At 62.4% G+C, this 15,049-nt stretch carries 13 protein-coding genes; 4 read left to right on the forward strand and 9 right to left on the reverse strand.

Annotated features, from left to right (window positions below; all coding sequences use genetic code 11):
• Positions 1-274, reverse strand: a 274-nt coding sequence (locus F561_RS0123225) for a helix-turn-helix domain-containing protein (RefSeq protein WP_026299172.1), incomplete at its 3' end; no start/stop codon positions are given.
• A gap of 124 nt (positions 275-398) precedes the next feature.
• Here F561_RS0123225 and F561_RS0123230 point away from each other — a divergent pair.
• From F561_RS0123230 to F561_RS0123250, 4 genes are all read left to right on the forward strand, one after another.
• Entirely contained in the window at positions 399-911 is a 513-nt protein-coding gene (locus F561_RS0123230; protein WP_019012360.1) for a DUF4442 domain-containing protein, read from the forward strand.
• A 167-nt stretch (positions 912-1,078) separates the two neighbouring features.
• Positions 1,079-2,563 carry a YifB family Mg chelatase-like AAA ATPase gene (locus F561_RS26650; protein WP_019012361.1) on the forward strand — a complete coding sequence of 495 codons (1,485 nt, stop codon included), beginning with the start codon at positions 1,079-1,081 and terminating at the stop codon, positions 2,561-2,563.
• A 92-nt stretch (positions 2,564-2,655) separates the two neighbouring features.
• Entirely contained in the window at positions 2,656-4,293 is a 1,638-nt protein-coding gene (locus F561_RS29320) for a TniQ family protein (RefSeq protein WP_245556622.1), read from the forward strand.
• A gap of 314 nt (positions 4,294-4,607) precedes the next feature.
• Positions 4,608-5,423: a hypothetical protein gene (locus F561_RS0123250; RefSeq protein ID WP_157452136.1), complete on the forward strand. Its 816-nt coding sequence runs from the start codon at positions 4,608-4,610 to the stop codon at positions 5,421-5,423.
• Positions 5,424-6,021: 598 nt separating this feature from the next.
• On the opposite strand, the gene F561_RS0123260 is transcribed toward F561_RS0123250, so the two are convergent.
• The 8 genes from F561_RS0123260 to F561_RS0123290 form a co-directional block, all read right to left on the reverse strand.
• Positions 6,022-6,552, reverse strand: coding sequence for an SLATT domain-containing protein (locus F561_RS0123260; RefSeq protein ID WP_169389569.1), 531 nt, complete (start codon positions 6,550-6,552; stop codon positions 6,022-6,024).
• A gap of 37 nt (positions 6,553-6,589) precedes the next feature.
• Positions 6,590-7,468, reverse strand: a complete 879-nt coding sequence (locus F561_RS0123265) for an SMODS domain-containing nucleotidyltransferase (RefSeq protein WP_019012366.1) — start codon at positions 7,466-7,468, stop codon at positions 6,590-6,592.
• Positions 7,469-7,758: 290 nt separating this feature from the next.
• Entirely contained in the window at positions 7,759-9,885 is a 2,127-nt protein-coding gene (locus F561_RS26655) for a type I restriction enzyme subunit R domain-containing protein (RefSeq protein ID WP_019012367.1), read from the reverse strand.
• 27 nt (positions 9,886-9,912) lie between these two features.
• Positions 9,913-10,914 (reverse strand): type I restriction endonuclease, encoded by a 1,002-nt coding sequence (locus F561_RS29770; protein ID WP_019012368.1) that lies wholly within the window; start codon positions 10,912-10,914, stop codon positions 9,913-9,915.
• Positions 10,915-10,930: 16 nt separating this feature from the next.
• Entirely contained in the window at positions 10,931-11,512 is a 582-nt protein-coding gene (locus tag F561_RS0123275) for a hypothetical protein (protein ID WP_019012369.1), read from the reverse strand.
• Entirely contained in the window at positions 11,509-12,819 is a 1,311-nt protein-coding gene (locus F561_RS0123280) for a restriction endonuclease subunit S (protein ID WP_019012370.1), read from the reverse strand. Before F561_RS0123280 ends, F561_RS0123275 begins: the two co-directional genes overlap by 4 nt.
• Positions 12,816-14,753, reverse strand: coding sequence for a class I SAM-dependent DNA methyltransferase (locus F561_RS0123285; protein ID WP_019012371.1), 1,938 nt, complete (start codon positions 14,751-14,753; stop codon positions 12,816-12,818). Before F561_RS0123285 ends, F561_RS0123280 begins: the two co-directional genes overlap by 4 nt.
• An 18-nt stretch (positions 14,754-14,771) precedes the next feature.
• Positions 14,772-15,049 (reverse strand): transposase family protein (locus tag F561_RS0123290; RefSeq protein ID WP_019008908.1); only part of this gene is annotated, 278 nt, incomplete at its 5' end.

Below are 15,049 nucleotides of genomic sequence, written 5' to 3' on the forward strand. Positions count from 1 at the left end.
TCTCTTGTTGTTCCACATCGAGCGCAGGAGTCGATTTGTTCCAACGGCGTCTGTCCACCACCGCCGCTGGCCCATCTTTGTTGTAAGCCCGAATCAACGTGCTGATCGTGCTGCGCGAAAAACTCGTGACCGCTTTGATCTCTGGAATGGATAACCCTTTGCTTTTCAGCCACAAGATCTGCCAGCGGGAGCGCTCCACCGCTCGCTCGGACTGGCGGTAGGCCAACTCCAACTCATCGGACGTCTGATGCGGGAACAGCGAGGCAGGTCGCATAGTCGCGACTCAGTTTAATCCCGTATCAAACCACGATCTACGATCCACGTTCTGCCCTTATACTCAGTTCAAAATTTCCACTGTCCACCCTTTGACTCACTCCACTCTCCCCGGAGGTTTTCCCATGACCCAGACTGACCCTGCCGCCGCTGCCCCCCGTCCCGCCCTGCCGAGCATGGCTGTCAAGGCCGTCAAAGCCGCGCTGCACGCCATTCCCATGAATGCCACAGTGGGCGTCCAGATTACCGATGTGGGCGTGGGCTGGGCCGAGGGTGCCTGCCCCGACACGGCCCCGTTTCGCAACCATCTGGGCACGATTCATGCCGGAGCGCAGTTTTTGCTGGCCGAAGCCGTCAGTGGAGCGGCTTTCGCGGGAGCATTTGCCGCACAACTGGCTCAGGCCGTACCGCTGATCGAGAAGCTGGAAACGCATTACGTGGCCCGCGCTCAGGGCGACATCACGGCGCAGGGCCAGATAGATCCGGCCACACTGCCCGCCGCCTACGCCGAGTTTGCCGAGCATGGCAAAGCCCGCCTGATCGTGCAGGTCACGGTGAAAGACGCCGAAGACAAGGCCGTGATGCGGGCCGTAGCACACTGGTACTTGCGGAGTATGGGCAGCATACGCGGCAACTGAAGTCGGGTTATGGGCTGTAAGAAGTATTGAACGACACTGCTGGCCCCGCGTTACCCTGGTAGCTTCATAGACAGCAGGTGATGTTGTTCTCTGTAGCCAACTAAGCTGACCGGCATGACATTTCCGTATCCGGCTCTTGCATCCGCCTCACCCCAGAGGCACGGCTGATGCTGGCGCGGGCGCGGAGTGTGGCCCTGATCGGCGTGGACGCCGTACCGGTGGAAGTCGAGGTAGATGTCAGCCCCGGCTTGCCCGCGTTTACGGTGGTGGGCCTGCCCGATCAAGCGGTCAACGAGGCGCGGGAGCGGGTGCGGGCGGCCATCAGGAATGCCGGTCTGCCCTTTCCGGCGGCCCGAATCACGGTCAATCTGGCCCCCGCTGACCTGCGAAAAGAAGGCCCGCTGTACGACCTGCCCATTGCGCTGGGTCTGCTGGCCGCACAGGAACTCTTGCCCGCCTCTACCCTGGAAGGCACCCTGGTGGCGGGGGAATTGGCGCTGGACGGCACGCTGCGGCCCATCGCGGGGGCAGTGAATCTGGCTCTGTTGGCGTCCGGGCTTGAGCTGCCTGCCCTGCTGCCCGCAGGCAATGCCCGCGAAGCCGCGCTGATCGACGGCGTGACCGTGTTTGGGGCCGCCACCTTGCTGGACGCCGTGCGCCACCTCAGCGGGCAGGTGCTGCTGAACGCCACCGACCCGCCTCTGCCCGACGCCCCCAGCGACCTGCACCCCGATCTGGCCGACCTGAAGGGTCAGAGTTCGGCCCGCCGCGCCCTGGAAATCGCGCTGGCAGGCGGCCACAACCTCCTGCTGATCGGTTCTCCGGGCAGCGGCAAAACCATGCTGGCCCGCCGCGCTCCGGGCCTGATGCCTCCCCTGACGCGGGCCGAGGCGCTGGAAGTCACGCGAATCCATTCGGCGGCGGGCCTGTTGACGGCTCGGGGCACCCTGACTCTGGCTGCGCCGTACCGCACACCCCACCACACCGTATCGGATGCCGGACTGATCGGCGGGGGCAGCGTGCCGCGTCCGGGTGAAGTGTCGCTGGCCCACCGGGGCCTCCTGTTTCTGGATGAATTCCCAGAATTTAGCCGCAAGGCGCTGGAAAGCTTGCGGCAACCCCTAGAAGACGGCACTGTGACCATCAGTCGGGCGCGGGCCAGTGTGGAATATCCGGCCCGTTTTCAACTCATTAGCGCTATGAACCCGTGCCCCTGCGGCCATCTAGGCGACCCCGAAAAAGCCTGTAGCTGCACGCCCCTTCAGCGCACCCGCTACGCCGCACGCCTCAGCGGACCACTGCTGGACCGAATAGATCTGGTGGTCCGGGTGCCCAGACTGACTGTAGACGAGCTGACGCGTGCGCCGGAACCCGAAGGCAGCGCCCCCGTGCGTGCCCGCATTACCGCCGCCCGTGACCTGATGCTGGCGCGGCAGGGTGGCCGCAACACCGACCTCGCAGGTCAGCAACTTCGGCGGCACGCGCCCCTCCATCCCGGCCCGGACGCCTTTTTGCGGGCAGCGGCGCGGCAACTGGGCCTGACTGGGCGCGGCTTTGACCGGGTGTTGCGGGTGGCCCGCACGGTGGCTGACCTCGCAGGCAGTCACGACATCCGCTGTCGCCGTTCGCGCATTCTGTCAGTGGCGGCCTGAATTCGGCCCCCGCCCGCTCAAGTTGTCAGTATGCTGTGGCAGATGCAACGAAATCCATGCAGGACAGGATATCCTTCGATTTCTCGCCAGGAATGGTTCGCTCAACATGTCAGTGGCAAACTGTGCCTGCCGGGTCTGTATCAGCGTGTCGCCCGCTCAACCTGTCAGTGACGGAGCCGGCCACTCCAGGCAGCGTCTACCCCTACCCCAGCCTGCCAGCGCTACAGCCCGATGAGTGGCTGGGCTCCTGGCTCTTCCGGCTCGCCCATGCCAACGGCCTTCCCCTCCACCTCGTGCTGGCTGACCTGGGCTGGACCGCCGAGCAGCTGGAGGGCCCAGACGTGCCTGAAGCGTTCCTGCAGGTGGTGGCCCGTCGCGCGGATACCCCCCAGTCGGCTCTGGCACACGCCCAGCGCCTCCCCCGGCGGCTCCTGGCCACGACCGGCCGACCAGGGCCGCTCCCCTACCCTTTTCTCGGCGTGCCGCTGGTTCAAGTCTGTCCCGCGTGCTGGTGCGAGGATGCGCAGCCCTATCTCCGCCTGGCCTGGCTCGACCCTCAGAGCGTGCGCTGCGAGAGTCACGGCACCGCCCTACGTGACCAGTGCCCGCATTGCGAGGGCCATATCAGTGCCGCGCAAAGCCTGCGGAACAAATGGACACGCAAGCCTCGGAACAGCTCCACCTTCGAGCCGATTAAGCCGGAAGCCGGATTGCGCCGTTGCTACCAATGTCACGGCGACCTGGCCTCGGCAGCAACTGAAGCTCTGCCCCTTCCCGATGTCCTTCCCCCGATTGAACTCCATGCTTTGCCACAGCCGCATGGCTTCCGTTCACCCCCGAAGGCCCATGAGTGGCAATCGCTGATCAGCGCGCTGGAGCAATACATCGTGGGTTACGGCCTATGGAACGAGATCGAGAACGGTGTCTGGCGTATCTCCAGGACTCCCCAGGTCGACGACTCCATCTGGTTGAACATGACAGCAGGCACCAGGCGAGCCCGTATCCATAACCGCCTGGATGTGCGCCAGGCCACGATGCGCACCCTGACTTGGTTATTGCACCGCGGTCCGGGGACTGTTCAGGAACGCCTGCACGTCTTCGGCCGCCTGGTCTTGCTGGTTCAGGCTCCTGCCCTGGGGCCGACCGCTGCCCGCGCGAAGCTGCAGGCGGTGTGGCTGGCCCAGGCTCTGGTTGACCTGGTGGACGGTGGATTGCTGCGCGACTGGCCCAGGCTGCTGCAGGCGCTGGACGCTCGCCCTCTGCGCCGTCCGCCTTTTGTGGGCTCACCGTTCACGATGACCGACGATCAATGGGCCTGGGTTCAGCCCTTCGTGGTGCCCGAGGCTTCGTGGCAATACCGCCGCTCTACCGTCCAGGGCGCCCGGATGAACCTGCCCCTGCGGCAGACGTTCGAGCTGCTGCTGGACGCCACGCAGCGCTCGCAAGGTCTGAACTACGCGAAGTTGGGCGGCCAGCATGTTGGCCACACCCTGGGGCGCACTGGCTATGTGCTGGAGCGCGACGCGCAGATGGGGCTCGCCCTAGGCGCCCTGTACCGGCACGCGCAAGAGGAATCGTGGCGCCTGAGAAAGGCGATTTCCACCGGGCACGGCCCAGCGTGGCTCCAGCAGACACACGCGTTGTTCCTGAGCGACGGCGTCATTGAAGTGGCGCGGCGCACCAACCCAGGACTGTACTGGGACCTGCTGCGGAGGCTGATGAAGGGGTGATAGACAACGACTGGCAGGCCTTTCCAGAGACCTTCCCACGCAGATTTGGAGTCATCTATCCCGTGAAGCCGGACGTTGACGGCACAGATCTGCCCCTTGGTTGCTCAGGCTTCCTGACTTTGCCCCAGGCGCCGAGGGATAGCACAATGCCGGATATGTCCCAGTGAGGCAACCCCCGTCGGGGTGAAAAGGGGCGGGTAGAATGTTTTCCAAATGTCCATGTCCCTTTTGATTGACGTCGTGGCCACCTGCCAGGAAGTGGCCAGGACCACGGATACGCAGGAAGACCACCCTGGCCGGCTCGAGACCGTAGCATGACGCGAAAAGCCCAACGACCGATGCTGATCCCTCCTCAGCAGTACAACCAGAATCGTCGCAGGCGAGAGACCCATGGGATCGCTTCAACACTCGAAGCGTCCTATGCGCAGTCTCATGCCCTGATCAATGCTCCCGATGGGTCACTCGTTGCTCCACGGTTGTCCCTGCCCCTGGCACTGCCCTTCACGACAACCGGGGATATGCTGGCCTATCTGAATCCTGCCGAAAAGAATTGGCACAACCGTCAAGGCCATGTGGTTCGAAAAGGCTCACAGGCGGACGTTCACGTCATGGTTCTCCGCAGCATTCTCAAAGAACTTCAGTACAATTACGAGCTGCTCGCCGATGCTGACGCCATCAGCGGTCAACAGGCCGACGCTTCCATTGACGCCGTCCACGTTAGTTGGGACGCGTTGGACACTGAACCACTCCGGGCCTATGTCGAACTTCCATTATGGCTGCTGGAGTTGTGGTCGATTAATCACATCACGCTTGAGCATTCCAATGATCCTGAACTCAAGAACGTGCAGGCCCGCTTCAATGTTGGCCTGCTCTACCCCGTGGACGATTGGAACAGCTACGTCATTAACCTCGAGTACAGTGTCCCCCCCCTCCAGGCGGGCTGGCGCACTTACCGGGTTCTTCCCAGTTACCGTCTGGGTTGGTGTCAGCTTTACACCGGCGTCACTCCACATCAACAGAGCATCTACGTCGAGGATGAGTTCAAGATCGCAACGGTGGTCAGCGATTTTGGTGCGCCTCTGCTCGATCCTGCTCGCCCAGGCTTCATCGCTCACCTGAACATTGCCTGAGGGCCAACCATGAGCCCAAGTCAGACGCCTGGCCTGCAAGGTGATATCATCCGGCCATGACCTATGCAGCTCACAAAATGAACCGTGGCCAGCATGGCTTTGTTACCACAACCGAGGCTAAGCGCCGGCTCCTTCGCGGGACGTGCGAAGTCGAGGCCCCCTTGGCGGCTGAAACCCTCGAGAAGTCAAAGCGCCATTTGAAGCATGTTGGACTGCTGTTCCAAGAATTCACCCGTCAGTATGCAGCTCAGCCTAAGCCGGCCCAGAAGCGTGCTGTACCGGCCCATCTCCCCCGGTTAGGGGACGTCTCCGAGCTTCCGCCGAGGCGAAAGCGAGCCTGAAATAAAAGCCCCGGACAAAATGTCCGGGGCTTTTATTTAGATTCTTCCCTCGTCGGTCGCAGTCCATTGTCGCCATTCAGCTCACCCATTCGCCTCATTTAGGGCGGACGCTGACTCCAACGTTGGTTATTCTCCGGCGTCCACTGGTCGGTCTGATGGAGACAATCTGCCCTTGTGCAAGACGGTGAAGCAAGCCAGTGTCCTGCCTATAAGTCACCGGCCGCGCGCACTCATGGGCGCGCTCCCAAATCATTAGCCTACTGAATCAGCTGCTCAAGCTCACCAGGCTCAAAGCGGTGGTCTCCACGGTCAATGGACTTCTTCGCGGCGGTGAAGGCTCGAGGGGTTGTCTTGGGTACGTCCGCGTAGACTTTCTCGAGATCTTGCAGGAAGCGGTCCCGATGTGCACGGGCTTCGTCGACGGTCAGCCGCTGGTCGCGCATATCCGTGATCATCGCCATGAGCTGTTCGCGGATCACCCACAGATTGTGCGCCGCCTTGGTGTGATTGGCAGAGAGCTTCGGGTAGTTCCGGTCACGAAGGTGCAAGGCCAGGACGAACTGCAGCGCAGCCAACATTCCACCAACCGCTGTGCCAATCCGGCTGTCGCCAATCACCGCAAGCACCAGGCTGGTCGTCGTGATGCCAGAGACAATCTGGTTCCAGAGCGCGGCCTGCTTTCCTGCGTCTTCCAGCTGCTCCGCCTGCTTCTCCTGCACCTTGTGGGACCAGAGCGTCCGCCCGTACAAGGCCGCGATCTGGTTGAACAGCTCGCCGTAGGTTGCCACGGCGGCAGTGTCCTTCGGATGCGCCGTGGGCGCTGCACTAGCGGGGGTAGTTGTTGCCATAGATCTCCCTGAATTTGCCGCGGGCAGCGGTGGTCTTATTTTTCGCGTACAGGTCGGTGCCTTCCAGAGCAGCTTGGTACGCTGCCCCCGCTTTTGCCTCAAAGGGGCCTTTGCGCCAGACAAAAGATCCGCTTCCCGGGGCTCGCCAATAGACCTGGGTTTTGTCTTGATCGGCCAGATATTTCATGAAGTCGCGCGTGAGGTAGTCGTAGTACAGGTAAGACTTGTCTTTGTATCCCCAGCTCGCCATGAACTGCGCCGCGAGGGTGTCGATTTGGATCCCACTGAGCTGCACACCGCAGTGGCGGCGCCAAGCGCGGGCCATGCGGCAGAGCCGCTTGAGATTCTTGTTGTAAAGACCGTTGAGCCGGTGAATTTCGTTGATTTCGGCCTGTGGATTGGTCGTCTTCCACGATCCACCATTGTTGGAGTCCGCGTGCGTATAGCTGATGCTGTCCGAGTTCAAAAATGCTGGAAGAACTTCAAAGCGCATCTGGTCAGCGAAGCTGACGACCACCACCTGGCCGTCCCCACCAACCGCTGTAGAGGGGTAGGTCCTCTGAATGGAATTGCGAACGGCTTGCAATAGCGCAGACTGCCCGTTGCTCAGGTAGCCGTTGTACTGCTGGTAGACGCTGAAAGGCAGCTTGAACAACACATCGACATCGTGGGCATCAACGATGGCGGTGTCGCGTCCATAAGAGCCCACCTGAATGGTGTTCTGAACGTATGAATCGATGGCGTGAAAATCCTTGTTCAGACGCGCCGTGATGCTCTGATAGCGGCTGCTGATCAAGGCGCCGTTGCGGATGACCAAGTTGTTGCAAAGCGTCTCGAAGTCTTGACTCACACTCATAACGTCCCCCAGCCGCCGAAGCCGGTAGCCCCAGCGGCTTTTTGATGTCCTTAGTTATACGCCATCAACATATAATATATCACAAATTATGTTCTTGACTATCTTGCCCGATCGCCATTCAGCTGAGAAGACCAGTGCTTTCGGGCCAGCCGGCTCAAGACGGGCTGACGCTCACTCCCTTCAGGGCGTCTTGCCGCCCGGCAGCAGGGCGCCCTGGGTGGTCTCCGGAAAGGAAGGCACCTCAAGATTGCGACCAAGAGAGGAAGCAAATATTCTTATGCCAGTCGCCCTCACGCCCCTCCCTCGCGCTGCTTCCTGAACCCCTCGTAGACCAGATCCAGCAGGATTGTCGCGAAGCCTTCCTGCACGTCCTTGCGCCCCAGCACCTGCTCCGCCATGGCCGTATGGTTCTGCAGCGACTCAATCACCGTACGCATCATCTCCGGACGGAAATCTCCGTGCAGAAAGTGCTCCTTGGTGTTCGCCGAAGCCTGCTGCGCCAGCACCGGGTTCTCCAGCAGCTTGCCGCTGATGGTCTGCGCGTATCCGATGAAGTCGGCGTCAGTCAGCTCGCCCTCGAACAGCCCGTTCATCTGCTCCACCAGCTGCTGCAGCGTGGTCTTCACCGGCGCCGCGCTCCCGCTGCCCGCCTCCTGGGTGGGTGAAAGCCCCCCACCCTCAGACCCGCCGGGCACCCCGTCCATTCCCTCGCCCCGCCGAATGCGGTGGTGGGTCATCACCAGCCCGCTGAGGTCGACCACGTCATGCAGGCGCTCGGGGGCCAGCAGCGGCAGCAGCAGCCGGAAGACCGTGGCGCGGCGCGCGAGATCCGGGTCGTCGTAACTGATGATCTGAGACAGGAACTCGTACTGGCGCACGAAGGTGCCCAGGTCGTGGCGGAAGACCTCGAGCTCGGCCCGCGTCTCACTGCCAGGCGCGGCTGCGATCCAGCGCTCCCGGAACCGGTCCACCAGCGGCGCCAGCAGGCCCTGGAGCTTCGCCTGCGTGATGCCGGCGGTGGCGTACGCGTCGGAGACCGCAACAACCTCGGCATCGGTGTAGATGCCCACACCATCCACCTTGGCCTGCAACGCGTGCAGCAGGTTGGGGTCGGTCACGTCGGTCAGCGTCGCCGTCCGGTAGTAGGGCAGGAACGCCTCCAGCACGGCTTTAGGATCATTGACGAAGTCCAGCACGAAGGTCTGGGTTTTGCCGGGATAGACGCGGTTCAGACGCGAGAGGGTCTGCACCGCCTGCACGCCGTCCAGGCGCTTGTCGACGTACATCGCCACCAGCTTGGGTTGGTCAAAGCCCGTCTGGAATTTGTTGGCCACGATCAGCACCTGGTGGGCGGAGGCGTCCAGCGCCTCGGGGATACTCAGGCCAGAGAGGTGGTTCATGTTCGTCTCGGTGTGGGGCCCGATCGCCTGATCCTGCTCGTCGCGGTTCACCTCCCCGCTGAAGGCCACCAGGGTGCCCAGGGGATACCCGTGTTCTTTGATATACGCGTCGATCTTCTGCTTGTACTTCACAGCCGCCAGGCGCGACTCGGTCACGATCATCGCTTTGGCCTCGCCCCCCAGCAGGGGCGCGACGTTCTCTCGGAAGTGCTCCACGATGATCGCTACGCGCTGGGCGATGTTGTGGTCGTGCAGCTTGACCCAGCGGATCACGCTGGCATGAGCACGGCGCTGGTCAACCTCCGCCCCATTCGGGTCTTGCCCCCCGTAGGCGAGCTTCCAGGCCGTCTTGTAGCCGGTGTAGTTGCGCAGCACATCAAGGATGAACTCCTCCTCGATGGCCTGCTGCATGGTGTAGACGTGAACTGGGCCGGGAAGGTTGTCTTTGCCCGGCGGGATGCTCGGATCCGGCAGGCGCCCGAAGCGCTGCAGGGTCTTGGCCTTGGGCGTGGCGGTAAAAGCAAAGTAGCTCAGGTTGGCCCGGCCCACCTGCTTCTCGAAGGCCGAGGCCTCGCCGGCGAGCACGTCCTCAGCATCCTCGTCCTCGCCCCCCAACGCCTCACGCAGGCGCACCGCACTTTGCCCGGTCTGCGACGAGTGCGCCTCGTCCGCCACGATGGCGTAGCGCCCGGCACGGATTTTCTCCAGTTTGGCGACCGCGTCCACATCCAGCTTGCCCTTCTCCGCCAGGTGGCTCTGAAGTTGCTCGCCGGTCATGCCGCGCAAGCGGGTCAGGTAGGCCATGAATGCCGGGAAGGTCTGGATGGTCAGGATAATGATCGCCGCGCCGCTCGACAGGGCTTTGGCCAGCTGGTCGGTCTTCACGTCTTTATCGGTGATGCGCACCACCAGACCGCTCTGCTGCTCGAACTGGGCCACCGTCTCCTGCAGCTGGTCGTCGAGCACGGTGCGGTCGGTCAGCACGATGACGCTGTCGAAGACCTTCTTGTCACCCACATGCAGCGAGGCGAGCTGATGGGTCAGCTAGGCGATGGTGTTGGACTTGCCCGACCCGGCCGAGTGCTGGATCAGGTAGTCGTGGCCGGCGCCCTCGGCAGACACCATTCGGCGCAGCAGGCGGACCGCCTGCAACTGGTGGTAGCGCGGGAAGATGACGCGCTCCTTGATCTCCTTCTGGCCGTTCGGCAGAAAGCGTTCGGTCCTGGCCCGGTGCAGGTAGTGCTGCAGCAGTTCCAGCAGCGAGTCGCGCGCGAGAACCTCCTTCCAGAGGTATTCAGTGCGGTAGCCGCCAGCCACCGGCGGATTGCCTTTCCCGCCATTGTGGCCGCGGTTGAAGGGCAGGAAGGTGGTCTTCTTGCCCTCCAGCCGGGTGGTCATGCGCACCTCGTCGGTGCTGACCGCGAAATGCACCAGCGCCCGGTTGCCAGCCAACAGCGGCTCAACCTTGTTGTTGGCGGGGTGGCGCGGCGGGCGGTCCTCGCGGTACTGGCGCATGGCGTCGCCGATGCTCTGCGTCAGGTCGGTCTTGAGTTCCTGGGTGACGACCGGGATCCCGTTCACGAACAGCACCACGTCAATGGAGTCTTCCTTCTCCGTGCTGTAGCGCAGCTGATTCACCGCGCGGCAGATCACCTGAGCGTAACGGGCTTCGAGGTCCGGGTTCAGGCCGCTCGCCGGGCGGAACTGCACCAATTGGAAGCGCGCATTGACCTCCTTGAAGCCCTTGCGCATCACCTGCAGCGGGCCATGTTGATCCAGCTCCTGGGCGAGGCGGTCGAGGATACGGCGGTCAGTGTCGCCGTTGTGCAGCTTCTTGACCTTGGCGTACTCGCCGGGTTGAGTCTCCCGCAGCCAGGAGATGACGTCGATCGGGTACAGGCCACGCGCCTTGTCGTAAGCGTAAAGCCACAGGTCGGCGGTGGGCGTGCCGGGCGCAGGCTGGCGCAGGCCGGTCTGCCAGCCCACGTTCGCCATGCCCTGCAACATCTCCTGCTCAAAGTGCTTTTCCAGGTGAATTCCGGTCATTGGGCCTCCAGGGTGGTCAGCGGTTGAAGGGCTCAGTCAGCGCGGCGGCCACTTCAGGGGCGAGGTCTGGATAGAGCGTGCACAGTTCGTTGGCTGAAATGTTCGAGAACCCTTGGCCAGGGTTCGATTCTCGCCAGGCCTTCAGAGGCCCCAAGTTCTGGACGACCGGCGCGACCAGGGCAAGGGCGTGCTGGTAGCTTGGGAGAGTGGGGAGGCCGCTGTACTGGGCGTTAATGCCACGGCTGAAGTCCATGCTGAACCAAGTGGCCAAGCCTTCTTCTAACACGTGGGCCCCCGGTGGACGGAGCGGGTTTAGAAGATGCACAACTTCATGACCGATCTGGTAGCAGGCTTGGATTTCGGTCCCTACGTTGTTGGCCAGGTGCACCCGGATGTGGTTCGGCGCCGTGTTGAGAAAGAAGGTATGCGGGAAGTTGTCGTCGCCGATCTCCACGCCCAGCACAGTCCAGAAGGGATCACGTGAACCGAACAGGCGCTCGGCCGAGGCGAGCGCCTGACCCAGGCGCCAGGAAAGATCCACTGATTGACCGCCGATAAAAGTGCCGGTCGGAGGCACAGGAGGCGTCTGAGACGTCATGCCTGCCTCACGTCAATTTTCCCGGTGACTGCGGCGGTGATCAGGGCGGAACGGTGCTGTCGCATCAGCGCAATGCTGGCACGAACTTCCTCGGTCAGGGCGTCAATTTGAGCATGGTGCTCTGCCACAGCAGCCAGCAATTGCAGGCGTTCTTCACGGGGCGGCATCACGACAGGCAGCTCCTTGATCGTGCTGGAGGAAATGGAGGCCAGATTTGTGCTCTGCTTCGAATTCACGAAGAAGAAGAACTTGGCGTAGTCCGAGGCATTGACCAGGGCCAGCCAGTTGGGCTCCACGGCGTGGGGCCTGACCGAGAAGACGTGGTTCTGGTGAACGCAAGGGTCGATCTGGCCCTGCCACACCGCGCCACGCCCCAGCTTGTCGTTGTCGCCCCCCTCGTTCATGAGCACGTCGCCGGGTTGCAGCGCGTAGCGCGCCAGCTCGTCAGCACCGATGAGGATGGTCGCCACATCCTCAAGGTTCAGGTGACCATCTTGCACATTGGCCACGCGCAGGTAAGGCACCTCCATTACCGATTTCCCTTGGAGATCGCGCCCCTTCGTGACTCCGCCCCGGATCTGGGCGAGGCGCTTGAGCGTCATGACTTGCCAGTGGGCCGGGATGGGTCCGATGTTCTCTACAGACCTCGTGGGACCTGAGGTCTCTAGGAGCTTGCCGGTCACGGCCGCTGTGATCACGTTCTGACGCTTGCGCCCCAAGTCTTCCAGCAGCGCCTCCTGCTCGCGCAGCAGTTCGTCGATGCGGGCTGTCTCGCGGTCAAGGAAGGTGGCGATCGCCTGCTGGACTGCATCTGGGGGCACTGCTAAAAAGATGTTGTCCAACTTTGAGCGGGTGATATGGGTCATAGCAGAGCCATGCATTTGGGTTCTCAAGAATTCCGCAGCGGCGAGAAGATTGTAATAGAGCCACTTTTTGTTGTTATGACTGACTATCTTAAAGATGTGCTGATTGAGAAAGTAATCCCCGGGAGAGTCCCAGATATAAGGCCCAAGGGAGGCTGACCAGCTGAAGAGCAAGTCGCCCTGCGACACACGGTGACGCTTGGGTACATCCAGTTGCGAGTAGTTGAACTTCTCCTTGTTGGTGAAGTTCTCGATCCTGATGATGGGTGTGCCCTCAATGGCCCAGGAGTCTGGTGGGAAGACAAAGCCATTGTCGAGCTGACAGATGGTCTTGATCTTTTGCATCTCCCATCCAACCGGGATCCCTCCAATCCACGGAATTCCACTGTCCTGGTAAGCCGGGTACGGCCTCTGTTTGGCGCTGCCCTCCTTAGAGGTCGTCACCCGACCACCACTTTCAGCAGCTCCATGATTCGGCCCGCACGCGCCTTGAGCTGCGCGTCGATTGCCTCGAGCGAGGGCGGAGGCTCGTATGTGTAGAAGTGCCGGTTGAAGGGGATCTCATACCCCACTTTGCCCACATGGTCGTCTTTCGGGTCACGCACCTCGTCACTGATCCAGGCGTCGGGCGCGTAGGGCAGCACCTCGCGCCCGAAGTAGGTCTGCACGTCCTCGGTGAGCGGCACATCTTCAGTGTCACGGAGGTCGGTGTCCGGGATCAGGCGCTTCTTGCCGTCGCGGGCGGGCTCGGCGCTCTCGTCGCGCTCGGCGAGCAGATCAGCGATGTTCTTGAACTCGGTCGCTTTCAGGCCCAGCGGCTTCAGGGCAAGTTCGACGTAGCCTAGGAAGGCGGCGCGGTTCTTGAAGACCTCGCCGCCAACCTTGGCACGCAGCGCGGCGATGATGTCGTCCAAGTCTTCGTGCTTGCGCAGCTTCTTATCCTCGCGCAAGCGCACCAAGCGCTCCTCATTGGCTTGATAGTTGTGGCGCATCGGCCGGTCGATGGTGACCGTGCGGTAGCCGAAATCCTCGGTGCGGAAGATCTTGCTGATGTCGCTCTCTTCCGAGTTGCCGTGGGCCCTCACCACCTGAGCTATGTGCGCGGCGTTCATGCGGTTGCGCTTACTGCCGAGCGATTTGGGCATCTTCTCGAAGAGCTTGCCCGCGTCGATCAATTGCACCTTGCCCACGCGGTCTGCTGCCTTCTCGCGAGCCAGTACCCAGATGTAGGTCTGGATGCCAGTATTGAAGAACATGTCGGTGGGCAGCGCAATGATCGCCTCCAGCAGGTCGTTCTCGAGAATGTGTCGGCGGATCTCGCTCTCCCCGCTGCCGGCGCTCCCGGTAAAGAGCGGCGACCCGTTGGTCACGATGGCCATGCGCCCGCCGGGGGCCAGCTTGTGCAGGCCGTGCAGCAAGAAGAGCAGCGTGCCGTCGCTGCGTCGGGGCAGCCCCGGCCCGAAACGCCCTTCCTTGCCCTTGGTCAGGTGCTCCTTGCGCACGATGACCTCAGCCTTGCTCCAGTCCACGCCAAAGGGCGGGTTGGAGATGACGTAATCGAACTGACGCCCGGCGTGCTTGTCATCGGTCAGGGTGTTGCCCTGCTGGATGTTCTTCGGGTCGTACCCTTTGATGACCATGTCCGCCTTGCAGATGGCGTAGGACTCGTCGTTGAGCTCTTGGCCGAAGACGGCAAGCTTGGCTTCCGGGTTGGCTGCCCGCACGTACTCGTCACCACCCGACATCATGCCACCGGTGCCGCCGGTGGGATCGTAGAGGGTACGCACGACGCCGGGCTTCGAAAGAATCTCGTCGTCTTGGGTGAACAGCAGCTGCACCATCAGCGAGATGACCTCGCGCGGCGTGTAATGCTCCCCGGCCGTCTCGTTGGAGAGCTCGGCGAAGCGCCGGATCAGCTCCTCGAAGACGTGGCCCATGTCGTGGGTGCCGATCGCGCCCGCGCTGAGGTCCACCGCAGCGAAGCGCTTGAACACCTCCAGCAGCAGGTCTTTTTCCTCAAGGTCGCGCACGATGTCCTCAAAGCGATAGCGTCCGAAGATGTCGCGGATGTGCTCGGGAAAGCCGCCGGTGAAGCGAATCAGGTTCGGGGCGAGGTTCGCGGGGTCGCCCAGCATGGCCTCGAAGGTCAGGCCGGTGATGTTATAGACCGGCCCGCCAGCGGCGTGCTCCAACAGCGCGGTGGGGGCCGCCTCGCCGTACTTTGCGATCACGGCAGCGACCGCAGCCCCGCTGACTTGGGCGACGCCGTCCAAGCGCCGTGCCACCGTCATGGGCAGGATGACCTTGCCATAGTCGGCCTGCTTGAAATCGCCACGCAGGATCTCCGCGGTGCTCCACAGGAGCCCGCTCAGTCTCAATTAGACCTCTTGCGAAAGTCATGACGGGCAGGCTCGGGTCAGGTTGCAGAGCGCGGCAATGAGTTGAACCCGGAGGGCGAAGCGACGCCGCCGATGTCGGTAGACGCCCTTCAACACGCGAAAGATCTTCATCCGCCGAATGACATGCAGGGTGTCCTGCCGGGTATGCGCCAGCACACGGTTTTCTTGGCGTTGGTCGGCGGAGAGGGGCGACGCTCGCGTCGCCTTATGGGTGGTGATGGCGTGCCCGTGGGTTCTCCAGAGGCCCTGATACCCGGCGTCCCCGATCAGGGCCG

Origin of the sequence: Deinococcus aquatilis DSM 23025, from assembly GCF_000378445.1 — a bacterium.
GTDB classification, from domain to species: Bacteria; Deinococcota; Deinococci; order Deinococcales; family Deinococcaceae; genus Deinococcus; species Deinococcus aquatilis.